Origin of the sequence: Pseudomonas sp. WS 5411 (assembly GCF_012985595.1) — a bacterium.
GTDB lineage: Bacteria > Pseudomonadota > Gammaproteobacteria > Pseudomonadales > Pseudomonadaceae > Aquipseudomonas > Aquipseudomonas shahriarae.
In genome coordinates, this window is the sequence record NZ_JAARMC010000008.1 from 156,791 (window position 1) to 179,819 (window position 23,029).

The following is a 23,029-nucleotide window of genomic DNA, read 5'->3' on the forward strand; positions in this document are numbered from 1 at the left end:
ATTAAAAGACGAGGGCAAAATTCGTCGGGTCACATGACCTCTCCCAGCGTTCAGGTCACGTTCAGGTCAAACCCAGCGTAAACGTCGAAACAACCACCACTGTCCAAGGGCCACTGACACCATCAACAGGCAGGCCACCACGAATCCATAGGGACTCTCGGAGAACGGAATCCCCCCGACGTTGATCCCCAGCAAACCGGTCAGGAAACTCATCGGCAAAAAGATCCCGGTGATGATCCCGAAGCGGTACATGGTGCGGTTCATACGCACGCTCAAACGCCGATCCTCGGCCTCCAGCACCAGCCCCACGCGCTCCCGGCTCAGTTCCAGCTCTTCCAGGTAACGGGTCAGGCTGTTATTCAATTCATTCCAATAGTCGGCATCGTCATCGACAAACCAGGGCAATTTTATGCGTGTCAGTTGCGCAAAAATATCCCGCTGCGGAGCCAGAAAACGCTTGAGCGCAGCAGCACGCCGACGGATCTGCAGGACGTTGCCATGTTCCGGTGTATACCGTTCGTCGGCATCCAGTTTTTCTTCTTCAATATCGACGATTTCAGACAGGTCGCTGACCAGATCCTGCACTTTATGAGTCAGGTACTGCGCCATGTACAAGATCAGCTCGGAAGCGCTCTTGGGGCCTTTTCCATCCGCCAACTGCACCAGCAACTCGTCGGTGGCGCGCAAGGGTCGTAGACGCAGGGAGATGACCCGTTCAGCCGCGGCGAAGATACGCACCGACACCATGTCTTCCGGTTCAGCCCCCGGATTGAGGTTGATCCCGCGCAGAAACAGCAGCAATTCGTCGTCCGGCAACGGCAACAGCCGCGGGCGGGTGTTCTCCTCCAGCAGCAGGTCACAGGCGAATTCGCTCAGGCCACTGGATTTGCGCAACCAGGTCTGGGTCTGGGGATGACTGCGGTCCCAATGCAGCCACAGGCTTTCCTGGGGCTGCAGTTGCAGGTCGTCAAGCTCGGTCCGGGCAATCGAACGCGCACCACCTTTACCGTCCAGCACCAGGGCATGCACCAGCCCCCACTGCGCGTTTTCTTCCTCGAACATCCTCACCCCATCGACTACTGCGGTTATTCCGGCATTTTCAGCGGGCTGGGCGAAACAATCACGCCGTTATTGTCGGCGTAGACGTATTCGCCCGGACGGAATGTCACGCCAGCAAAAGTCACGGCCCCGCCCAGGTCGCCCACACCCTGGCGATGACTCTTTTTCGGGTGGCTGGCCAGGGCCTGCACGCCCAGGTCGGTCTGCGCCAACACGTCAACGTCACGCACACAACCGTAGATCACCAAGCCTTCCCAGCCATTTTTCGCCGCTCGATCAGCAATCATGTCGCCGAGCAAGGCGCAGCGCAGCGAACCACCACCGTCGACCACCAGCACTTTGCCGGTGCCGTCCAGCTCAGCCTGTTCCTTGACCCGTGAGTTGTCTTCAAAACACTTGACGGTCACGATCTGGCCGCCGAAGGAGTCCCGGCCACCAAAGTTGGCGAACATCGGCTCCAGCACCTGCACCAGGTCCGGGTAGGCGTCACACAGGTCGGGGGTAACGTAATGGTTCATCGAGAAGCTCCTGTCGGTGAAAGAAGGTGTCGAACATCCACAGCTACATCAGGAAAACGCATCGCAAGGGGCATTCTTTAAGCCCTGCCACTGCGCGGGCGACCATGATCAGACCCACCAGACCGTAACGCAATAGCCACTGCGCGACTGAATATGACCAAAACATCCCGAAGCGTCATATCTTAGCCGCAAGCCACCGCGAGTGAAACGCCCTTGGCAGAGCCTTTTCTCAGATGCTCCCGAGCACAGGCGCCTGCGAGCCGACCAAAGGTGTCAGTGGATCATTCAACCAACGCTGCACCAATGGCCATACTTCGGCCTGGGCGGCTTTGCTGACCAGCATTTCGACATGCCCGAAATCACCGCTGAACCCCTGCTTGCGCCCCAGGCACAGGTATTGGCGGTGCTCGCTGCCGACCTGATCAAACAGCTTGCGGCAGGCCCAGTCCGGGTCTTGATGATCGCCTGCGGCACTCACGGCCAGCAGCGGCACATCGACCTCAGCCAGGCCTTTCCACCAGTCGCGCTCAGCATCGCCAAAACGCCCGAACAAACCGTGCCAGCGCATGCTTTCCAAGGCCAGGCCGATGGGCTCATCTTCCGGCCCGCGCTTGAGCCGCGAACCGGAGAGTTGGGCAAAACGCTTCAGAATCAAGCGCCCGCCCCACTCCACCGGCGGAATTTTCAACGGCCAGTAAGTACGACTGACCTGGCAGCCAAACAGCGCCACCGACGCGACAGCCGGCGCGCCCAGATACTGGCCACCCAAGGCTGCCGCCAAGGTCGTACCACCCAGCGAGTGGCCGATCCAGTGCGGAATCTGCGCGCTTTGCTCACGCACAAAAGCGGCGATGGCTGGCAAGTCGTAACGAGCATAGTCGGCGACGCGATTCTTGGCGTAGTCGTGGTTGCGTCGGGAAAGCCCGTGGCCGCGCATCTCCGGGATCCACACATCAAAGCCCTGGCGCGCCAGGTACGCCCCCAGGCCAATACCTTTGGGCGAATACCAGAACCGCCGATTGGAAAAGCTGCCATGCACCAACACCACCGGTATGCCACGGCTTTGCGCGACATCGGCCAGGCCCAGGCGTGTCACCGCCAGTTCTACGGTGCCGTCCGGGCTGTTGCCAGGCTTGAGGCGATAGACATCTTCACTCAGGTCGCCACGACGCTCAGCGCTGATCAAGGCGACGGGAAACAGGTTGCTGCTGCTTTGCATAATGTTCTTGCACAAAAAAGGGCGGCGTCCGGTAGGAGTTCCGCCCTGTACAGAATGAGAAATGCCGGCCTGCCACACTGGCTAGCCGGCAAATGGCAATTACGCCGAGGCTTGACCTTCAGCCAGGAAGAACCAGGTTTCCAGCACGGAATCGGGGTTCAGCGAGACGCTTTCGATGCCCTGTTCCATCAGCCATTTGGCCAGGTCCGGGTGATCGGAAGGGCCTTGGCCGCAGATCCCGATGTACTTGCCGGCCTTGTTACAGGCCTGGATGGCGTTGGCCAGCAGCTTCTTGACCGCAGGGTTACGCTCGTCAAACAGGTGCGCGATGATCCCGGAGTCGCGATCCAGGCCCAGGGTCAACTGGGTCAGGTCGTTGGAGCCGATGGAGAAACCGTCGAAGAACTCCAGGAACTCTTCGGCGAGGATGGCGTTGGATGGCAGCTCGCACATCATGATCACGCGCAGGCCGTTTTCACCACGGGTCAGACCGTTCTCGGCCAGCAGGTCAACGACCTGGCTCGCTTCGCCCAGGGTGCGCACAAAGGGCACCATGATCTCGACGTTGGTCAGGCCCATCTCGTTGCGCACACGCTTGAGGGCGCGGCACTCAAGCTCGAAGCAATCGCGGAATGCTTCGCTGATATAACGCGAGGCGCCACGGAAGCCCAGCATCGGGTTCTCTTCTTCCGGCTCGTAAAGCTTGCCGCCGATCAGGTTCGCGTATTCGTTGGACTTGAAGTCCGACAGGCGCACGATGACTTTCTTCGGCCAGAACGCCGCCGCCAGGGTGCTGATGCCTTCCACCAGCTTCTCGACGTAGAAACCTACCGGATCGTTGTAGCCGGCAATGCGCTTGTCGACGCTGTCCTTGATTTCCACCGGCAGGCCGTCGTAGTTCAACAGGGCCTTGGGGTGCACGCCGATCATGCGGTTGATGATGAATTCCAGGCGGGCCAGGCCCACACCGGCGTTCGGCAACTGCGCAAAATCAAAGGCGCGGTCGGGGTTGCCGACGTTCATCATGATCTTGAACGGCAGGTCGGGCATGGCGTCGATGGAGTTTTGCTTGATATCGAAGCCCAGCTCACCTTCAAAGATGAAGCCGGTATCGCCTTCGGCGCAGGAAACGGTAACGCCCTGGCCGTCCTTGAGCAATTGGGTGGCGTTGCCACAACCGACAACCGCTGGGATCCCCAGTTCACGGGCGATGATCGCCGCGTGGCAGGTACGCCCGCCACGGTTGGTGACGATGGCGCTGGCGCGCTTCATCACCGGCTCCCAGTCCGGGTCGGTCATGTCGGAGACCAGCACGTCACCTGGCTGGACCTTGTCCATCTCGGACACGTCCTTGATGATCCGCACCTTGCCCGCGCCGATGCGCTGGCCGATGGCACGGCCTTCCACCAGCACAGTGCCGGTTTCTTTCAACAGGTAGCGTTCCATGACATTGGCCGAAGTACGGCTTTTCACGGTTTCCGGGCGGGCCTGGACGATGTACAGCTTGCCGTCGTCGCCATCCTTGGCCCATTCGATGTCCATCGGGCACTTGTAGTGCTTCTCGATGATCATCGCCTGCTTGGCCAATTCGCTGACTTCGGCATCGCTGAGGCAGAAACGCGCGCGCTCGGCCTTGTCGACATCAACGGTTTTCACCGAGCGACCGGCCTTGGCCTCGTCGCCGTAGATCATCTTGATAGCCTTGCTGCCCAGGTTGCGGCGCAGGATCGCCGGGCGGCCGGCTTCAAGGGTGTGCTTGTGCACGTAGAACTCGTCCGGGTTGACCGCGCCTTGTACGACGGTTTCGCCCAGGCCGTAGGCGCCGGTAATAAATACCACGTCACGGAAGCCCGATTCGGTGTCCAGGGTGAACATCACGCCGGCCGTCCCGGTTTCCGAACGCACCATGCGCTGCACGCCGGCAGACAGGGCCACCAGTTTGTGGTCGAAACCCTGGTGCACACGGTAGGAAATAGCGCGATCGTTGAACAGCGAGGCAAATACTTCCTTGGCTGCACGGATGACGTTTTCCACGCCACGGATATTCAGGAAGGTTTCCTGCTGGCCGGCGAAGGAGGCGTCGGGCAAGTCTTCGGCGGTGGCCGAGGAGCGCACGGCGACAGCCATGTCCGGGTTGCCGGCCGACAGGGTGGCGAAGGCGGTGCGAATTTCTGCGTTGAGCTTCTCGGGGAACTCGGCTTCCATGATCCACTGACGGATCTGTGCGCCGGTCTTGGCCAGGGCGTTGACGTCATCGACGTCGAGCGCGTCCAGGGCAGCGTGGATCTGGTCGTTGAGGCCGCTCAGTTCGAGGAAATCGCGGTATGCCTGGGCGGTGGTGGCGAAACCACCGGGCACCGAAACACCAGCGCCCGCAAGATTACTGATCATCTCGCCGAGGGATGCGTTCTTGCCCCCCACATGCTCTACATCATGGACGCCGAGCTTATCGAGGGAAACTACGTACTCTACCAAGGTGATCTCTCCACTAACTGTGTTGGAAAAGCTCAGGGCGCCGGTGGCTCAGTAGGAGCATTTACCGGCGTTTGTGGCCTGGACCTGGAAAATAAGTGAGAATGCAGCCCACTGTGGGGCGGCAAAACCGCGCCTATCATATCCAAGATTCGTCATCAGCTTAAGGCCCAAGGCTCAAATGAAACGATCTGCTTTCTTTATCTCCGACGGCACCGGCATTACCGCCGAAACCCTGGGTCAAAGCCTGCTCGCGCAGTTCGAAAGCATCACCTTCGCCAAATTCACCCGGCCTTATATCGATAACGTGGATAAAGCGCGGGCCATGGTACAACAAATCAATCTGGCCGCCGAAAAAGACGGTATGCGCCCGATCATTTTCGACACCATCGTCAATCAGGACATCCGTGAGATCCTCGCGACCTCCAATGGTTTCATGATCGACATCTTCTCGACCTTCCTCGCGCCCCTGGAACAGGAGCTGAGTGAACATTCCTCATACTCCGTGGGCAAGTCCCATTCCATTGGCCATAACTCCAACTACATGGAGCGGATCGAGGCGGTCAACTTCGCCCTGGACAACGACGACGGCGCCCGCACCCACTACTACGACAAGGCCGACCTGATCCTGGTCGGCGTGTCGCGCTGCGGCAAGACCCCGACCTGCCTGTACATGGCCATGCAATTCGGCATCCGTGCGGCCAACTACCCGCTGACCGAAGACGATATGGAACGCCTGCAACTGCCGGCGGTGCTGCGCACCCATCAGCACAAGCTGTTTGGCCTGACCATCGACCCGGACCGGCTGACGGCGATCCGTAACGAACGCAAGCCCAACAGCCGTTATTCGAGCTATGCCCAGTGCGAGTTCGAGGTGCGGGAAGTGGAAAATCTATTCCGCCGGGAAAACATTGCGCACATCAACTCCACGCACTTTTCGGTGGAAGAGATTTCGGCAAAGATCCTTGTGGAAAAGGGTGTTGAGCGGCGCTTCAAATAACCTGTGGCGAGCGGGCTTGCCCGCTCGCCACAACATTTACAGGTGGAACCGGTCCCCCCCCTGCCCCAGCGCCGTAGCCAGCGCATCAAATCCGGCCCTCAGCAACTGATCATCCTCAGACGTATTGCAGATACTCGCCCGAATAAACTGCGGCACCGCCGTCTGCCCTACGGCAAACGCTTCTGCCGTGGCGATCAGGTAATTGTTCTGCTTGAGTTCAGCCTCGATTTCCGACGCCCGCCAAGGCTCCGGGACTTCAATCCAGAAGTGCGGGCTGTTGAGGTGAGTCCGGTACTCCAGGCCGCTCAGCAGGTCTTCGACCAACGCCTTGCGGCGGCTGATTTCACTGACCTGTTGACGCAGTAGATGCTCTGCCGTGCCGTTTTCAATCCACTGCGTGGCCAGCTCCAGGGTCACCGGCGTGGCCATCCAGCAGGTTGAACGCAGGGCCGCAGAAATACGGCTGACCAGCGCCGGTGGCGCATGCACATACCCCACCCGCAAGCCGGCCGACACGGCCTTGCTCAGGCTGCTGATCAGAATCGTGCGCTCCGGGGCAAAGTGACTCAGGGGTGGTGGGCGATCTTGCACCAGCACACCGTGGGCCTCGTCTTCGAGGATCAGCAGGTTGTGCTCGCGACACACCCTGACCAGTGCCTCACGGCGGGCGACCGACAACACCGCCGTCGTCGGGTTCTGGATGGTCGGCGTGCAGTACAGGGCGGCCACCCGGTGATTGCGACAGACTTCCTCCAGGGCTGCTGGCAACACGCCTTCCTCATCCATTTCCAGGCCGATCAGGCGAATGCCCAGCATCCGCGCGGCGGTGATCAGGCCGGGGTAGGTCAACTGCTCGGTCACCACCGTGTCGCCCGCGCGCACCAACGCCATCAAGGCGCACAGCAACCCATGCTGGCCTCCATTGACACAGATGACCTGCTCGGGAATCGGGTGAAAGTCGCGCTGCACCAACCATTGCGCACCTGCCGCGCGGTAGCGGGGCAAGCCGGCGTCCGGGGTGTAGGCGCTGATGTCCTGCAGGAACTTGGCATTGGTGGCCAGGGTTTCAAAGCTCTGGGCCAGGAACGTGGTCTCCTGCCCGGGGATATGCATATTGCGGCTCATGTCGAAGTACTGGCGCGGCTCCTCGCTGACGTTGCGAAAGCCTTCGTCACGCTGGCGCTCCATGCCACGCTTGCGCACGAATGTTCCGTCGCCCACCCGTGCCACCACCAGGCCCAGGCGTTCCAGTTCACCGTAGGCACGGCTGATGGTCCCGATGGTCACCCCCAAATTGTCGGAAAGCACCCGATGAGGGGGCAGTTTGCGCCCCGGTTCGATCAAGCCTTCGAGGATGCCCCGCTCCATGACATCTGACAGGCGCTTGTACTTCACACCCTGCCCATTGGACAGTCCCTCTCGCATGATTGACACCATGTCAATATTTGTTTTGACAGCCATCATTCGCCCTAATAGTGTGCTTTTACGGGTTCATTCACCGGGTGAAACCTCTAATTACAAGTTCAATATAGAGTTCAATTCCGGCTCAGGGAAGCAATAAACAATGCCAATGTCCGCCGTCATCGAAAATGCCGAAAAAACCAAAAACCACAAACAATGGCTGGCTGGCCTGATCACCAGTGTGATGTTTCTGATTGTCTGCCTGAGCTGGGGCACCACCTGGCTGGGGATCAAGATCGCGGTGGAAAGCGTGCCGCCACTGACCTCGGCGGGCTTGCGCTTCCTCATCGCCTTTCCGCTGTTCCTGTGCTTTGCCCTGGTGCGGCGCGAACCAATCCTGTTTCCACGGGAGAGCCGCTGGTTCTTTGTGTTCGTGACCCTGTGCTACTTCAGCGTTCCGTATTACCTGCTCAACTACGGCGAGATGCACGTCTCGTCCGGCCTGACCGCCCTGCTGTTCAGCTGTATGCCAGTGTTTATCCTGATCTTCTCGGCATTGTTCCTGCGCGAGCGCATCTACTTTTCCCAGGTCATCGGGATCGGCATCGGTTTCGGCAGCCTGTACATGATCCTCAAGAGCCAGGGACTGCACCTTGACCATGCCGAGTTCTTCGGCGTACTGGCGATTCTGACCGCCGCGATCATGCATGCCTTGTGCTATGTCATTACCAAGCAAAAAGGCAGCGCCATCAGCGTGATCACCTACAACACCCTGCCCATCGGGATTGCCGGGCTGATGCTGTTCGTCGCCGGCCTCTGGTTTGAATCGCCGACCTTCGAGGCCATCACCCTGCGGTCCTGGAGCGCCCTGTTCTACCTGGGCCTGGTAGCGTCGGTGGGCGGTTTTATCGTGTACTTCATGCTGCTCAAGCGCCTGAGCCCGATCATCCTGTCGTTCGTCTTCATTATTTTCCCGGTGTTCGCCGTGATCATCGGTGCCTGGTACGAAGGCCTGGAACTGTCCCGGGACCTGATGCTGTATTCGGCGATCCTGCTGGCCGGCTTTGCAATCACCAAGCTGCCGATCGAAAAGCTGCTGGCAAAACCCAATTGACCCTTTACCCACCACGCGAGAGAAACATGGAAGTCCTCCGCCAAACCGCCCTGGAGCAGATCTACGCCCACGCCTGCCGCACCTATCCCGAAGAGTGCTGCGGCTTTGTCTTTGCCGACGGCAGCGTGTACCTGGGCAGCAATATCCAGAACGAGTTGCACCGCAAGAACCCCGAGGCCTACCCCCGCAGCGCGGCCAACGGCTACACCTTCTCGGTGACCGACACGCTGCTGATGAACAAGGCCTTTCGCACGGACAACCCGGTGGTGGTGATTTACCACTCCCACCCGGATGTCGGTGCCTACTTCAGCGACGAGGATCAGGACAAGGCCCTCTACATGGGGGAACCGATCTACCCCGTCAGTTACCTGGTGGTGGATGTCCGCCAGGGCAAGGCCCTTGGGTCGAAGCTGTTTGCCTGGGATGGCACGCACTTCGCCCTCAACCCCTTCAACGACCTGCAAACGGAGTTGTACATGAACGCTGTCTCTTTCCCCGACATCCTGGCCCGTGTGGCCAAGTTGCCAGAATCGACCCTCGAGGGTGCCGGATCGACATTGCGCGAAGTCATTGAAGGCCTCTGTGCCCGCTACCCGCAGCTGCGGGCGCACCTGTTCCACGAGAACAACGGCCGGTTCAAGGAACACTTCCTGTTCACGGCCGGGGAAGAACTGATCGGCCCCGACGAGCCGCTGCCCGAAAAAGCAAAAATCGAAGTGCTGCTCGCCACCTCCGGCGGCATGGACATCGAGTCCTTGAGCAACGAGGAAGTGCAGCGCTATGTGCGCCATATCACCCTGCCCGGTGTCGGCCGCGAAGGGCAGCTGAGCCTGAAGAAAGCCAGGGTGCTGATCATCGGCACCGGCGGCCTGGGCTCGCCTATCAGCCTGTACCTGGCCGCTGCCGGCATCGGCACCCTGGGGCTGGTGGACTTCGATGTGGTGGAAAGCAGCAACCTGCAACGCCAGGTGGTGCATGGCAACAGCACCCTGGGCCTGCCCAAGGTCGAATCCGCCAAGCGCCGGCTGCAGGACCTCAACGCGCACATCCGGATCAACACCTACGACACCGCGCTGAACGCCGACAATGCCCTGGAACTGGTCGGCGCCTACGATCTGGTGATCGACGGCACGGACAACTTCGAGACCCGCTACCGGGTCAATGATGCCTGCGTACAATTGGGCAAGCCGCTGGTGTATGGCGCGATCTACCGTTTCGACGGCCAGATCAGCGTGTTCAATTACCAGGGCGGGCCCTGCTACCGCTGCCTGTACCCCCACGCCCCGCCGGCGGAACTGGCGCCCAATTGCAGTGCTGGCGGGGTCATCGGTGTACTGCCCGGCGTGGTCGGGATGATCCAGGCCACCGAGGCGATCAAGCTGTTGATTGGCCTGGGCGAGTCCTTGTCCGGTCGATTGATGCGCTTTGATGCCCTGGCCATGAAATTCAGTGAAATCCGTTTCAAGCGCCGCGCCGACTGCCCGTGCTGCTCCGACCTGCGTGAAGAACATCAGCCCGCAGCCACCGTCTGTGCCGATGCCATCCGCAGCGCTCCAAGCCTGGCGGCAGAGCACTACATCAAGCCCCAGGTGCTCAAGCAGTTGCTGGAACAGCGCAGCAGCGCCGACATCCTGCTGGATGTGCGCGATGCCAGCGAGCTGGAGGTATGCCAGCTGCCCGGCGTGGTGCACATCCCCCTGGCCCAGCTCGACGAGCACCTCGACACGCTCAGCCGTGACAACACCCATTACCTGATCTGCTACGCCGGCATCCGCGCCGAGCAGGCCGCCAGCACCTTGCTGGCCGCTGGCTTTGCCAACACCCGGGTGCTTGAAGGCGGCATGAAACATTGGGTGCGCGACGTCGAACCCGACATGCCTTTGTACTGATCACAGGCCTGGGGGTACTTATCTGATGCTGCACAACTCCATACTCGACGCCATCGGCCAAACGCCCATCGTGCGCCTGGAACAATTCTCCGAAGACCTCGGCATCGAGGTCTTCGCCAAGCTTGAATCCCTGAACCCGGGCGGTAGCCACAAGGCACGGATTGCCCTGGGCATGATCCTCGACGCCGAGCGCCGGGGCATCCTGATTCGTAACTCAGGGCAAACCATCATCGAACCCAGCGGGGGCAACACCGGCATCGGCCTGGTGATGGCCGGCAATGTGCTGGGCTACAAAGTGGTGCTGGTGATTCCCGACAACTACAGCCCCGAAAAGCAAAAGCTGCTGCGCCTGTATGGCGCCAAGGTGGTGCTGTCGGACAGCCGCCTGGGCAATAACTCCCATGGCGAAAAGTGCATGGAGCTGCAGCTGGAAAACCCCAGCTTCGTCATGCTCAACCAGCAACGCAACGGCGCCAACCCCCAGACCCATCGCGACACCACCGCCCCGGAAATCATCCGCGCCTTTGGCGAGCGCCAGGTCGACTACTTCGTCAGCGGTATCGGCACCGGGGGCCATATCACCGGGATCGGTGAAACCCTCAAGGCCGCCTGGCCACAGATCCGCGTGATGGGTGTAGAGCCCGAGGAGTGCGACCTGCTCAGCGACCGCCATGCGCCGCACCATATCCAGGGCCTGTCCATCGGCTTGATCCCGAGCATTCTCAACCTGAATGTGCTGGACGGCATGCTCAAGGTCTCGCGCCTCGACTGCCTGGAAATGATGAAGCGCATCATGCGTACCGACGCCATCAGCCTGGGACTGTCGTCGGCCGCCAATATGGTGGCCATCGCCAAGCTCGCCCCGGAACTGCCCACCGACACCGTCGTCCTGACCATGGTGTACGACAGCGCCGACAGTTATCTGCCCTGTTTCGAATAACGACAATTACGGGGGTGCCTTCCATGGGAGGCTTTATCGACATGCAACATCTGCACGATGAGTTGCTGACCCACCTCATCACCACCCTGTCGCCAGCGCAGATGGCACAGTTGCAGCCACACCTGGCGGAGTTGATCCAGCCAGCGGCGCAGGAAGTGGCCGAGGACCTGATCGCCTACGCCTGGCGCGATCCGGCGTCCCGCGGCCGGGGTGAACTGATCCTGGAGTCCTACGCCTCGTTCAAGGCCGTGCTGTATTACCGGCTGGCGCATTGTGTCTGGAACCTTCCCGACCCGGCCCACGGCCAGTTCTGCGCCATTGCGCTGACTTTGAGCAACCAGGGCAAGCTCCTGTCCGGCGCCGAAATCCACCCGGCCGCCCGCATTGGCCGGCGCTTTGTGCTGGATCATGGCTTTGGCACGGTAATCGGCGAAACCTGCGAGATAGGCAATGACTGCTACATCCTGTGTGGCGTGACCCTGGGCGCCCGGGGCATCGCCAACAACCCGGACGGCAAGCGCCACCCGCGCCTAGGCAACAACGTGGAAGTCGGCGCAGGCGCCAGGGTGCTCGGGTATGTGCTGATCGGCGACAACGTGTTTATCAGCCCCTCCTGTGTCATCACCCAGGACGTGCCCGCAGGCACCAAGGTCAAGGTGGTCAACCAGATCCAGTTGCAGAAAAACGACGAATCGGACGCCAGCAACTACCTCGGAGCCTTTGCCCTCGACGAGCGCCTGCATGTGGTCGGTGAAGTCGACATCAGCCACCGGGTCACGCTGCTGGATGCCGACTTCCATCCATTGTCCGGCGTGGTGCTGGAGCCCACGGTCAAGGAGCGTCATCACCTGCAGTTTCGCCTGCGCACGCTGCAGGCCCCCACCTATCCCCCGCGCCTGCCCCTGAACCTGAAGGTGTGCGGGGCGAAGTTCGAAGTCACCCTGCTCTCCCCACCCGGGTTGAGCGCAATGGTGCGGCGCCTGCTGCAAACCAGCCCACTGATCGTTGGAGGATGAACATGTCCGTACACACTATGGAAACCCTGGCGCTGTTTGACAGCGCGCCTTACCAGAACGCCTTCAGCGCCCGCGTGATTGCCGTCAGCGAACAGGGCGTGGCCCTGGAACACACCCTGTTCTACCCCACCGGGGGTGGCCAGCCCGGAGACACCGGTTACTTCACTCTGGCGGACGGCAGCCGAGTCAACGTGACCGGGACTGTGCGCGACCCGGTACTGCGCTCGATCATCTGGCATCAAGTGGAACACTGCCCCGAGTCATTGCGCGCAGGCGCACAGGTAGACGCCGGCCTGGACTGGGAGCGGCGCTACCAGCACATGAAGATGCACACCTGCCTGCATCTGCTGTGCTCGATCATCGACGCGCCGGTGACCGGTTGCAGCATCAGCGCCGACAAGGGCCGCCTGGATTTCGACCTACCGGAAATGACCTTGGACAAGGAGAGCATCACCCGCGACCTCAATGCCTTGATCGAGCAGGCCCATGAGGTCAAGTCGCTGTCGATGCCGGCGTCCGAATACTCCACCCTGTTGCAGATCACCCGCACCCAGGCGGTTGCGCCCCCGGTGATCCAGGGCGCGGTGCGGGTGATTGAAATTGCCGGCATTGATATCCAGCCGTGTGGCGGCACCCATGTGGTCAACACCGAAGAAATCGGCCGGGTGTTCTGCGAGAAAATCGAGAAAAAAAGCAAGCACAACCGGCGGGTGATCCTGCGGTTCGAGTGAAGCATCAAGCTGCCAACGGGGGGGGTAAACGCCCCTATTGGCACGCTTGCCTTTACTTCGCCTGGGCTTTGATCTGGGCACTCAATTGCTGGACTTGCTGTTGCAGCTGGGTAATCACCTGGGTGAACTCAGTCATCATTTGATCTATACGTGCGCGCAGTTGCTGGTTGTCGCGCATGAGATCGTCGGCGCTGCGGTTCGCCGGTGGCGTTGGCTCATGGGTCTGAGCCGCTGCTGGAGCGTCCTTGGCACCGGGCGCTTGCTCAGCCGATGTGGGGGCCGACGGGGCATTGCTGTCAGTCTTCGGACCTGCGGCAGGGGCTTCATTTGCGGAGGCATCTGCCCCCCCCATTTTCTGGGTCAACGCCTGGATCTGCTTTTGCAGCTTAGTCACCACCGCCGTGAACTGGGTTTGCAGGCGCTCAATCGTCTCGCGCAGTTGGTCATTTTCAGCAGTCAGCTGCTCGAGGCTACGAGGGGCCTCAGGCCCCGACACCGGCGTGTTGTTGTCTGCGCGAGCACTGGCTTCAGGCGGCACTTTGCCCTGCCCTGCATCTGCGCGGCCACTGGCATCTTGTTTCGATGGGGCGCCCCCTTTTGCAGGGCTCTCCATCATGCCGGCTTGCTGCCCCAGGTTTGCTATCTGCTGTTCAAGCTCAGTGATTATCGGCGTGAAGTGGGCAACCAACTGGTTAAGACTGTCACGCAGCTGGTTGTTTTCCTGGGAGAGCTGCGCCAGTTGAGGCGAGTTAGTATTGGCACTGGATGACGGTGCATTGACCAGGCCTTTATGTGCCGCAAACTGCCCACGCTGCTGCGCAGTCATCGGTGGGCGGGGTGGAGTTGAATCTGCTTGCGCGCCGGGCGGGGCATCCGTTTCAGCACGGCCTTCGTTCTGCACGGACGCTGGCTTGGGAGGCATTTCATAGGGCTGGCTGGGTGCGTACTGCGAATGACTTACGCTCGTCATAGTGGACCTCTCAGATTCAGGTAGTTGATTCACGGGCATTGCATCCCGGATGCCCCGGCAAAAACAGGTCATCTGGCTATCTGATTGGTCATTATCGGAATAAGGTTCCGGCGATGTCGGGCGTACGAATAGCAAAGTATGTCCACTTCACAACTCGCCGCCCGACGCCCTCATATCACCCACAAATCCACAAACCGGTTCACCGGCGTCGCTTCAAGCCGTGCCTGATCCTTGCACAGTGCAAAAATCTCGGCGCTGCGCTGCGCGGGGAAGCGTGTCCCCAGGTTGGCCTTGAACTTGTCTTCCAGCAAAGGAATGCCATCCGCCCGGCGCCGACGATGGCCAATCGGGTATTCCACCGCGACCTGCTCGGTGCTCGAGCCATCGGTGAAGAACACCTGCACCGCGTTGGCAATGGAACGCTTGTCCGCTTCCAGGTACTCGCGGCTGTAGCGTGGGTCTTCGACGATTTCCATTTTGCCGCGCAACTCATCAATGATCGGGTGCGCCGTATGGAACTCATCTTCGTACTGCTCGGCGACCAGGTTGCCAAACGCCAGGGGCACGGCTGTCATGTATTGCAGGCAATGGTCGCGGTCGGCCGCATTGGCCAGTGGGCCGACCTTGGAAATGATGCGAATGGCCGACTCGTGGGTGGTGATCACGATGCGCTCGATCTCGTGCAAGCGGTGCTTGACCTGCGGGTGCAAGGTGACAGCAGCTTCACAGGCGGTCTGGGCGTGGAACTCTGCAGGAAAGCTGATCTTGAACAGCACGTTTTCCATCACATAAGTGCCATAGGGCTGGGGCAAACTGAATGCGCGCTTGTCCTCAGGCTTGAGGGCCAGGTCCTTGTTGGTGTGACTGAACAACACGTCGTAAAAGCCCCACTGCGGTGCGCTCAGCACGCCGGGGATGCCCATCTCGCCACGCAGAGCGATATCCGCCAGACGTACACCACGGCTGGATGCATCCCCCGCCGCCCAGGATTTGCGTGACCCGGCGTTTGGCGCATGCCGGTAGGTTCGCAAGGCCTGACCATCGACAAAGGCATGAGACAGTGCCGACAGCATCTGTTCGCGGTTGGCCCCCATCAACTTGGCACAGACAGCAGTGGAGGCCACTTTCACCAACACCACATGGTCAAGGCCGACGCGGTTGAAGGAGTTTTCCAGGGCAATCACACCCTGGATTTCGTGGGCCATGATCATCGCTTCCAGCACCGCGCGCACGGTCAACGGCGCCTCGCCATGGGCCACGCGTTTTTGCGACAGGTGATCAGCGACGGCGAGAATGCCACCGAGGTTATCCGAAGGATGGCCCCATTCGGCGGCGAGCCAGGTGTCGTTGTAATCGAGCCAACGCACGATGCAGCCGATGTCCCACGCGGCCTTGACCGGGTCCAGGAGATAGGACGTACCCGGCACCCGCGCACCGAACGGCACCACTGTGCCTTCGACAATCGGCCCCAAATGCTTGGTGCACTCGGGAAAACGCAGGGCCAGCAGGCCACAACCGAGGGTGTCCATCAGGCAGTTGCGGGCGGTGTCCAGGGCATCCGGGGAGTCGATGCGGTAGTTGAGGACGTAGTCGGCAATGTCCTGCAAAACCGGGTCGTAGTCGGGGCGGTTGTTCTGGTCGACGTTGGCGCTCATGGCAGTACTCCAAAATGGGTTGGGTGTGTTCCTTCCTCAGGCTCAGGGTGGGTGGTTTGTGGCAGGTCTGAATGCCTGCTCTCGTACATAAATCCAGAGGCCGCCGCCCCTTGTGGGAGCGGGCTTGCCCGCGATAGCGCTGGATCAGTTGGTATCTGCGTGACTGACACGCCGCTATCGCGGGCAAGCCCGCTCCCACACAAGCCCGCTCACATATCGGGGCCGGCGCAGGGCTTTAGAATGCGTCGCCGGGCACGCGCACGTAGCCTTCCATCAAGACCCGCGCACTGCGGCTCATGATGGCTTTCTTTACCACCCATTCGCCGTTGACCTGGCTGGCTTCGGCGCCCACGCGCAAGGTGCCGGACGGATGCCCGAAGCGCACGGCGTTGCGTTCCACACCGCCCGCCGCGAGGTTGACCAGGGTTCCGGAAATCGCCGCCGCCGTGCCAATCGCCACCGCCGCCGTCCCCATCATCGCGTGGTGCAACTTGCCCATGGACAGCGCGCGCACCAGTAGATCCACATCACCGGCCTTGATCGCCTTGCCACTGGAGGCCAGGTAATCCGCAGGCTTGGCCACAAACGCCACCTTCGGCGTGTGCTGGCGCTGGGCCGCTTCGTCCAGGTGCTTGATCAGGCCCATGCGCAATGCACCATAGGCCCGTACCTGCTCGAACATGGCCAGGGCTTTGGGATCGCTATTGATCGCGCCTTGCAGCTCGGTGCCGGTGTAGCCGAGGTCTTCGGCGTTGATAAAAATCGTTGGGATCCCGGCGTTGATCAGCGTCGCCTTGAAGGTGCCGACACCCGGTACTTCCAAGTCGTCGACCAGGTTGCCGGTAGGGAACATCGAACCGCCGCCGCCCTCTTCTTCCGCTGCCGGGTCCATGAACTCCAGTTGCACTTCCGCCGCCGGGAAGGTCACACCATCCAGCTCGAAGTCGCCGGTTTCCTGCACCGCACCGTTGGTGATGGGCACATGGGCGATGATGGTCTTGCCGATATTCGCCTGCCAGACCCGCACCACGGCCACGCCGTTGTGGGGAATGCGGGCCGCATCCACCAGGCCGCTGCTGATGGCAAACGAGCCGACCGCCGCTGACAGGTTGCCGCAGTTGCCGCTCCAGTCTACGAACGGCTTGTCGATGGAGACCTGGCCAAACAGGTAGTCCACGTCATGCTCGGCGCGGGTGCTCTTGGCGAGGATCACGGTTTTGCTGGTGCTGGAGGTGGCACCGCCCATGCCGTCGATCTGTTTGTCATAGGGATCGGGGCTGCCGATCACCCGTAGCAGCAAGGCATCGCGCGCCGCACCCGGGACCTGGGCCGATTCGGGCAGGTCCTTGAGGTTGAAAAACACGCCCTTGCTGGTGCCGCCACGCATGTAGGTGGCGGCGATCTTGATTTGCGCTACGTGTGTCATGGTTATCCTCTTCAGGCGGTCGCCGCCGATTCCAGGAAGTCCTGGGCAAAACGCTGCAACACGCCGCCCGCCTCGTAGATCGACACTTCTTCAGCGGTGTCCAGGCGGCAGGTCACCGGCACTTCGACACGCTCGCCATTCTTGCGGTTGATCACCAGGGTCAACTGCGCACGCGGGGTGCGCTCGCCGATCACGTCATAGGTTTCGCTGCCATCAATCTGCAGGGTCTTGCGGTCGGTACCCGGCAAAAATTCCAGGGGCAGCACGCCCATGCCCACCAGGTTGGTGCGGTGGATGCGTTCGAAGCCTTCGGCGGCAATCGCTTCCACACCCGCCAGGCGCACGCCCTTGGCCGCCCAGTCGCGGGACGAACCCTGGCCGTAGTCGGCGCCGGCAATGATGATCAGCGGCTGCTTGCGCTCCATGTAGGTTTCGATGGCTTCCCACATCCGTGTGACCTTGCCTTCCGGCTCGATGCGCGCCAGGGAACCCTGCTTGACCTTGCCGTTTTCCTGGACCATTTCATTGAACAGCTTGGGGTTGGCAAAGGTCGCGCGCTGGGCGGTCAGGTGGTCGCCGCGGTGCGTTGCATACGAGTTGAAGTCGACTTCCGGCAGGCCCATTTTCGCCAGGTATTCGCCGGCGGCGCTGTCGAGCATGATCGCGTTGGACGGCGACAGGTGGTCAGTGGTGATGTTGTCCGGCAGCACCGCCAGCGGGCGCATGCCCTTGAGCGGACGCGCACCGGCCAGGGCGCCTTCCCAGTACGGCGGGCGGCGGATGTAGGTGCTCTGCGGGCGCCAGTCGTACAGCGGCGTGACTTTCGGGCCGGTGTCCTCGTGGATCGCAAACATCGGGATGTAGACCTGGCGGAACTGCTCCGGCTTGACCGAGGCCTTGACCACTGCGTCGATTTCTTCATCGCTCGGCCAGATGTCCTGCAGGCGGATTTCCTTGCCGGTGGCGTCCAGGCCCAGCACGTCTTTTTCGATATCGAAACGGATGGTGCCGGCAATCGCATAGGCCACCACCAGCGGTGGCGAAGCCAGGAATGCCTGCTTGGCGTACGGGTGGATGCGCCCGTCGAAGTTGCGGTTACCCGAGAGCACGGCGGTGGCGTACAGGTCGCGGTCGATGATTTCTTGCTGGATCACCGGATCGAGTGCACCGGACATGCCGTTGCAAGTGGTGCAAGCGAAGGCCACGACGCCAAAACCCAGCTGCTCCAGCTCGCTGGTCAGCCCGGCTTCGTCGAGGTACATGGCCACGGTTTTCGAACCCGGCGCCAGGGACGACTTGACCCACGGCTTGCGGGCCAACCCAAGCTTGTTGGCATTGCGCGCCAGCAGGCCGGCGGCGATCACGTTGCGTGGGTTGCTGGTATTGGTGCAACTGGTGATGGCGGCGATGATCACCGCGCCGTCGGGCATTTGCCCCGGCACGTCATCCCATTGCCCCGAAATGCCCTTGGCCGCCAAGTCGCTGGTGGCCACGCGGGCGTGCGGGTTGCTCGGGCCGGCCATATTGCGCACGACGCTGGACAGGTCGAAGCTCAGGCCACGCTCATATTGCGCGCCCTTGAGGTCATCGGCCCACAGGCCGGTATGCCGCGCATACTGCTCGACCAGGGCGACTTGTTCGTCTTCACGCCCGGTGAGTTTGAGGTAAGCGATGGTCTGCGCGTCGATGTAGAACATCGCCGCCGTGGCGCCGTATTCCGGAGCCATGTTGGAGATGGTGGCGCGGTCGCCCAGGGTCAGGGCCGAGGCGCCTTCGCCGAAGAACTCCAGCCAGGCACCGACAACTTTCTGCTGGCGCAGGAACTCGGTCAGGGCCAGCACCATGTCGGTGGCGGTGATGCCCGGTTGCAGCTTGCCCGTCAGTTCGACGCCAACGCTTTCCGGCAGGCGCATCCACGACGCACGGCCAAGCATCACGCTCTCGGCTTCCAGGCCGCCAACGCCGATGGCGATCACGCCCAGGGCGTCGACGTGGGGGGTGTGGCTGTCGGTGCCGACGCAGGTATCCGGGAAGGCCACGCCGTCACGCACCTGGATCACCGGGGACATTTTCTCCAGGTTGATCTGGTGCATGATGCCGTTGCCTGGCGGGATCACATCGACGTTTTTGAAAGCCTTTTTGGTCCACTCGATAAAGTGGAAACGGTCTTCGTTGCGGCGGTCTTCAATGGCGCGGTTTTTCTCGAAGGCCTGCGGGTCGAAACCACCGGTCTCGACGGCCAGGGAGTGGTCGACGATCAGCTGGGTCGGCACCACCGGATTGACCTGGGCTGGGTCGCCGCCTTGCAGGGCAATGGCGTCACGCAGGCCGGCGAGGTCTACCAGGGCGGTCTGGCCGAGGATGTCATGGCACACCACCCGGGCCGGGAACCAGGGGAAGTCGAGGTCGCGCTTGCGCTCGATCAATTGGCTCAGGGAAGCGTTAAGGGTCGCCGGGTCGCAGCGACGCACCAGGTTTTCGGCGAGCACGCGGGAGGTGTAAGGCAGCGTGGCGTAGGCACCGGGGGTGATGGCCTCGACAGCCGCACGGGCGTCGAAGTAATCCAGGCGGCTGCCGGGGAGCGGTTTGCGAAATTCAGTGTTCATCGTCAGGACTCGGTCACGGTAGTTACAAAAGGAAGACCTGTGCCGCCCCAGAATTGGAATGAGGTCAAAATGTGGGAGCGGGCTTGCTCGCGAATGTGGTGTGTCATTCAACACATTCAGTGACTGTTACCCCGTATTCGCGAGCAAGCCCGCTCCCACGCTTTTGATTCGGTTACCAATTCCGGATTGTCGGTCTCCCCACTCAGCGACGTTCGATTGGCACGAACTTGCGCTGCTCGACGCCGATGTACTCGGCGCTTGGACGGATGATGCGGTTGTTGGCGCGCTGCTCAAACACATGCGCCGCCCAGCCGGTCAGGCGTGAGCAGACGAAGATCGGGGTGAACAGCTTGGTCGGGATGCCCATGAAGTGGTACGCCGAGGCATGGTAGAAGTCGGCGTTGGGGAACAGTTTCTTCTGTTCCCACATGGTCTTGTCGATGGCTTCGGAGACCGGGAACAGCACCTTGTCGCCCACTTCATCGGCGAGTTTTTTCGACCAGCCCTTGATCACCTCATTGCGCGGGTCGTTGTCTTTATAGATCGCGTGGCCAAAGCCCATGATCTTGTCCTTGCGTTCCAGCATGCCGAGGGTGCCTTTCACGGCGTCTTCGGCCGAGGAGAAACGCTCGATCATTTCCATCGCCGCTTCGTTGGCACCGCCATGCAGCGGGCCGCGCAGGGAACCGATGGCGGCGGTGACGCAGGAATACAGGTCGGACAGGGTCGAGGCACACACACGAGCGGTGAAGGTCGAGGCGTTGAATTCGTGCTCGGCGTAGAGGATCAGCGACACGTTCATGACTTTTTCATGCAGCTCGCTCGGCTTCTTGCCATGCAGCAGGTGCAGGAAATGCCCGCCGATGCTCGGCTCGTCGGTCACGCAGTCGATGCGCTGGCCGTCGTGGCTGAAGCGGTACCAGTAGCACATGATCGCCGGGAACGCGGCCAGCAGGCGGTCAGTGACATCGCGCTGCACGCTGAAGTCTTTTTCCGGTTCGATATTGCCGAGGAACGAGCAACCGGTGCGCATCACGTCCATCGGGTGGGCGTCGGCAGGGATGCGTTCCAGCACTTCCTTGAGCGCCTGGGGCAGGTCACGCAGCTTGCTCAGCTTGGCGCTGTAGGCCGCCAGCTCGGCCTTGCTCGGCAATTCGCCGTACAACAGCAGGTAGGCGACTTCTTCAAACTGCGCGTCGGCGGCCAGTTCACGCACGTCGTAGCCGCGATAGGTCAGGCCGGCACCGGCCTGGCCCACGGTGGACAGTGCCGTCTGCCCGGCCACCTGGCCACGCAGGCCGGCGCCACTCAGTACTTTTGCTTCAGCCATGGTTCTTCTCCAATTTTGTAGTTATCTGGGAGGCGCTGCGCTTACTTCTTGGCGGCGAACAGCGCGTCGAGCTTCTGCTCGAAGGTGTGGTAGTCGATGCGATCGTAAAGCTCCATGCGGGTTTGCATGGTGTCGATCACGTTCTGTTGGGTGCCGTCGCGACGGATCGCGGTGTAGACGTTCTCGGCGGCCTTGTTCATGGCGCGGAAAGCCGACAGCGGGTACAGCACGATAGAAACATCGGCAGATTTCAACTGTTCGGTGGTGTACAGCGGGGTCGCGCCGAATTCCGTGATGTTGGCCAGGATCGGGGCTTTGACCCGTGAAGCGAACAGCTTGTACATCTCAAGCTCGGTGATGGCTTCCGGGAACACCATGTCGGCGCCGGCCTCGATGCACGCGGCGGCACGCTCCAGGGCAGACTCCAGGCCTTCCACGGCCAGGGCGTCGGTGCGCGCCATGATCACGAAGCTGTCATCGGTCCGGGCATCCACGGCGGCCTTGATACGGTCGACCATTTCCTGCTGGGACACGATCTCTTTGTTCGGGCGGTGACCGCAACGCTTGGCCCCCACCTGGTCCTCGATATGGATCGCGGCGGCGCCGAACTTGATCATCGACTTGACGGTGCGCGCCACGTTGAACGCCGAGGAGCCGAAACCGGTGTCCACGTCGACCAGCAGCGGCAGGTCGCAGACATCGGTGATACGGCGCACATCGGTCAGCACATCATCCAGGCCGGTGATGCCCAGGTCCGGCACGCCCAGGGAGCCCGCGGCGACCCCGCCACCGGACAGGTAAATGGCCTTGAAACCGGCGCGCTTGGCCAGCAGCGCGTGGTTGGCATTGATCGCGCCCACCACTTGCAGGGGGTGTTCGCTGGCGACCGCATCACGGAAACGCTGGCCGGGGGTGCTGTTTTTATAGGAACTCATGACTCACCTCTCGAGGGGGCGCCGTCGGGGAAGTGACGGGCGATATTGCGTTTGGAGGCGCCGATATGACGGCGCATCAACAACTCGGCCAGTTCACCGTCGCGATCGGCAATCGCGTCAAGAATGCGGTGATGCTCGGCAAATGCCTGGCGTGGACGATTGGGGGTGGCGGAGAACTGGATGCGGTACATGCGCACCAGTTGATACAGCTCGCCGCACAACATTTGGGTCAGGGTGCGGTTGCGCGCGCCTTGAATGATCCGGTAATGAAAGTCGAAGTCGCCTTCCTGCTGGTAGTAGCCCACACCGGCCTGGAATGCGGCATCGCGCTCGTGGGTATGCAGGACTTGGCGCAGTTCCTCGATTTCTTCGTCGGTCATGCGCTCGGCGGCCAGGCGGCAGGCCATGCCTTCGAGGGATTCGCGGATTTCGTAGAGTTCCACCAGCTCAGCCTCGCTCAGGGACACCACCCGAGCGCCGACATGGGGCACGCGCACCAGCAGGCGCTGGCCCTCCAGGCGGTGGATCGCCTCGCGCAGCGGGCCACGGCTGATGCCGTAGGTGCGCGCCAGCTCGGGCTCGGAGATCTTGCTGCCGGGGGCAATCTCGCCCTTGACGATGGCGGCCTGGATGCGACGGAAGACGTTCTCAGACATCGTTTGGGAATCGTCCTGCCCTACTACCGGAATTTCCAGCTGATCCAGCATGATTGTCGACACCTTTAAAAGCAATGTCGCAAAAACTAGCC

At 61.4% G+C, this 23,029-nt stretch carries 18 protein-coding genes; 6 read left to right on the forward strand and 12 right to left on the reverse strand.

Annotation, left to right across the window (positions count from 1 at the left end; translation table 11 throughout):
- Window positions 1-66: 66 nt before the first annotated feature.
- The 4 genes from HBR93_RS14315 to ppsA all read right to left on the reverse strand — a co-directional run bounded on the left by HBR93_RS14315 (window position 67) and on the right by ppsA (window position 5,271).
- Window positions 67-1,062, reverse strand: a complete 996-nt coding sequence (locus HBR93_RS14315; RefSeq protein WP_169960534.1) for a zinc transporter ZntB — start codon at window positions 1,060-1,062, stop codon at window positions 67-69.
- 23 nt (window positions 1,063-1,085) lie between these two features.
- Window positions 1,086-1,577 (reverse strand): ribonuclease E activity regulator RraA, encoded by a 492-nt coding sequence (gene rraA / locus HBR93_RS14320; RefSeq protein WP_029298280.1) that lies wholly within the window; start codon window positions 1,575-1,577, stop codon window positions 1,086-1,088.
- Between the two features lie 229 nt (window positions 1,578-1,806).
- Window positions 1,807-2,796 carry an alpha/beta fold hydrolase gene (locus HBR93_RS14325; RefSeq protein ID WP_120733862.1) on the reverse strand — a complete coding sequence of 330 codons (990 nt, stop codon included), beginning with the start codon at window positions 2,794-2,796 and terminating at the stop codon, window positions 1,807-1,809.
- A 99-nt stretch (window positions 2,797-2,895) separates the two neighbouring features.
- Complete coding sequence (gene ppsA / locus HBR93_RS14330; protein WP_029298284.1) at window positions 2,896-5,271, reverse strand: phosphoenolpyruvate synthase; 2,376 nt, start codon at window positions 5,269-5,271, stop codon at window positions 2,896-2,898.
- 178 nt (window positions 5,272-5,449) lie between these two features.
- Between ppsA and HBR93_RS14335 the strand changes: the two genes are divergently transcribed.
- Window positions 5,450-6,268 carry a pyruvate, water dikinase regulatory protein gene (locus HBR93_RS14335; protein WP_032863389.1) on the forward strand — a complete coding sequence of 273 codons (819 nt, stop codon included), beginning with the start codon at window positions 5,450-5,452 and terminating at the stop codon, window positions 6,266-6,268.
- A gap of 36 nt (window positions 6,269-6,304) precedes the next feature.
- Here HBR93_RS14335 and HBR93_RS14340 read toward each other — a convergent pair whose 3' ends face one another.
- Window positions 6,305-7,693: a PLP-dependent aminotransferase family protein gene (locus tag HBR93_RS14340; RefSeq protein WP_269835577.1), complete on the reverse strand. Its 1,389-nt coding sequence runs from the start codon at window positions 7,691-7,693 to the stop codon at window positions 6,305-6,307.
- 196 nt (window positions 7,694-7,889) lie between these two features.
- Here HBR93_RS14340 and HBR93_RS14345 point away from each other — a divergent pair, with 196 nt between their 5' ends.
- From HBR93_RS14345 to HBR93_RS14365, 5 genes are read left to right on the forward strand one after another with little or no spacing between them, the layout of a single operon-like run.
- Window positions 7,890-8,783 (forward strand): EamA family transporter, encoded by an 894-nt coding sequence (locus HBR93_RS14345; RefSeq protein WP_162947804.1) that lies wholly within the window; start codon window positions 7,890-7,892, stop codon window positions 8,781-8,783.
- Window positions 8,784-8,809: 26 nt separating this feature from the next.
- Window positions 8,810-10,672, forward strand: coding sequence for a molybdopterin-synthase adenylyltransferase MoeB (gene moeB / locus HBR93_RS14350; protein ID WP_169960535.1), 1,863 nt, complete (start codon window positions 8,810-8,812; stop codon window positions 10,670-10,672).
- Window positions 10,673-10,697: 25 nt separating this feature from the next.
- A complete protein-coding gene (locus HBR93_RS14355; RefSeq protein WP_057439531.1) occupies window positions 10,698-11,612 on the forward strand; it encodes a PLP-dependent cysteine synthase family protein in 915 nt (304 codons plus the stop codon).
- Between the two features lie 23 nt (window positions 11,613-11,635).
- A complete protein-coding gene (locus HBR93_RS14360; RefSeq protein ID WP_169960536.1) occupies window positions 11,636-12,628 on the forward strand; it encodes a serine O-acetyltransferase in 993 nt (330 codons plus the stop codon).
- Window positions 12,629-12,630: 2 nt separating this feature from the next.
- A complete protein-coding gene (locus tag HBR93_RS14365) occupies window positions 12,631-13,359 on the forward strand; it encodes an alanyl-tRNA editing protein (protein WP_115128717.1) in 729 nt (242 codons plus the stop codon).
- Between the two features lie 52 nt (window positions 13,360-13,411).
- Here HBR93_RS14365 and HBR93_RS14370 read toward each other — a convergent pair whose 3' ends face one another.
- The 7 genes from HBR93_RS14370 to HBR93_RS14400 all read right to left on the reverse strand — a co-directional run bounded on the left by HBR93_RS14370 (window position 13,412) and on the right by HBR93_RS14400 (window position 22,988).
- Window positions 13,412-14,260 (reverse strand): hypothetical protein, encoded by an 849-nt coding sequence (locus HBR93_RS14370; RefSeq protein WP_169960537.1) that lies wholly within the window; start codon window positions 14,258-14,260, stop codon window positions 13,412-13,414.
- A 239-nt stretch (window positions 14,261-14,499) separates the two neighbouring features.
- Entirely contained in the window at window positions 14,500-15,984 is a 1,485-nt protein-coding gene (gene prpD / locus HBR93_RS14375) for a 2-methylcitrate dehydratase (RefSeq protein ID WP_169960538.1), read from the reverse strand.
- 235 nt (window positions 15,985-16,219) lie between these two features.
- Window positions 16,220-17,410, reverse strand: a complete 1,191-nt coding sequence (gene prpF, locus HBR93_RS14380) for a 2-methylaconitate cis-trans isomerase PrpF (protein ID WP_169960539.1) — start codon at window positions 17,408-17,410, stop codon at window positions 16,220-16,222.
- Between the two features lie 11 nt (window positions 17,411-17,421).
- Entirely contained in the window at window positions 17,422-20,016 is a 2,595-nt protein-coding gene (gene acnD / locus HBR93_RS14385) for a Fe/S-dependent 2-methylisocitrate dehydratase AcnD (protein WP_169960540.1), read from the reverse strand.
- A gap of 202 nt (window positions 20,017-20,218) precedes the next feature.
- The gene (prpC, locus tag HBR93_RS14390) at window positions 20,219-21,346 is read right to left on the reverse strand and encodes a 2-methylcitrate synthase (protein WP_169960541.1); all 1,128 of its coding nucleotides are present in this window, start codon (window positions 21,344-21,346) and stop codon (window positions 20,219-20,221) included.
- A gap of 41 nt (window positions 21,347-21,387) precedes the next feature.
- Complete coding sequence (prpB, locus tag HBR93_RS14395) at window positions 21,388-22,281, reverse strand: methylisocitrate lyase (RefSeq protein WP_029298299.1); 894 nt, start codon at window positions 22,279-22,281, stop codon at window positions 21,388-21,390.
- Window positions 22,278-22,988, reverse strand: coding sequence for a GntR family transcriptional regulator (locus tag HBR93_RS14400; protein ID WP_057439536.1), 711 nt, complete (start codon window positions 22,986-22,988; stop codon window positions 22,278-22,280). The genes prpB and HBR93_RS14400 overlap by 4 nt, the downstream gene beginning before the upstream one ends.
- Window positions 22,989-23,029: the final 41 nt, after the last annotated feature.

Bases quoted from the DNA above. Each gene is read 5' to 3' on its own strand.
- HBR93_RS14315 (WP_169960534.1), bottom strand. From the start codon at position 1,062: ATGTTCGAGGAAGAAAACGCGCAGTGGGGGCTGGTGCATGCCCTGGTG.
- rraA (WP_029298280.1), bottom strand. From the start codon at position 1,577: ATGAACCATTACGTTACCCCCGACCTGTGTGACGCCTACCCGGACCTG.
- HBR93_RS14325 (WP_120733862.1), bottom strand. From the start codon at position 2,796: ATGCAAAGCAGCAGCAACCTGTTTCCCGTCGCCTTGATCAGCGCTGAG.
- HBR93_RS14335 (WP_032863389.1), top strand. From the start codon at position 5,450: ATGAAACGATCTGCTTTCTTTATCTCCGACGGCACCGGCATTACCGCC.
- HBR93_RS14340 (WP_269835577.1), bottom strand. From the start codon at position 7,693: ATGCGAGAGGGACTGTCCAATGGGCAGGGTGTGAAGTACAAGCGCCTG.
- moeB (WP_169960535.1), top strand. From the start codon at position 8,810: ATGGAAGTCCTCCGCCAAACCGCCCTGGAGCAGATCTACGCCCACGCC.
- HBR93_RS14355 (WP_057439531.1), top strand. From the start codon at position 10,698: ATGCTGCACAACTCCATACTCGACGCCATCGGCCAAACGCCCATCGTG.
- HBR93_RS14360 (WP_169960536.1), top strand. From the start codon at position 11,636: ATGGGAGGCTTTATCGACATGCAACATCTGCACGATGAGTTGCTGACC.
- HBR93_RS14365 (WP_115128717.1), top strand. From the start codon at position 12,631: ATGTCCGTACACACTATGGAAACCCTGGCGCTGTTTGACAGCGCGCCT.
- prpD (WP_169960538.1), bottom strand. From the start codon at position 15,984: ATGAGCGCCAACGTCGACCAGAACAACCGCCCCGACTACGACCCGGTT.
- prpF (WP_169960539.1), bottom strand. From the start codon at position 17,410: ATGACACACGTAGCGCAAATCAAGATCGCCGCCACCTACATGCGTGGC.
- acnD (WP_169960540.1), bottom strand. From the start codon at position 20,016: ATGAACACTGAATTTCGCAAACCGCTCCCCGGCAGCCGCCTGGATTAC.
- prpC (WP_169960541.1), bottom strand. From the start codon at position 21,346: ATGGCTGAAGCAAAAGTACTGAGTGGCGCCGGCCTGCGTGGCCAGGTG.
- prpB (WP_029298299.1), bottom strand. From the start codon at position 22,281: ATGAGTTCCTATAAAAACAGCACCCCCGGCCAGCGTTTCCGTGATGCG.
- HBR93_RS14400 (WP_057439536.1), bottom strand. From the start codon at position 22,988: ATGCTGGATCAGCTGGAAATTCCGGTAGTAGGGCAGGACGATTCCCAA.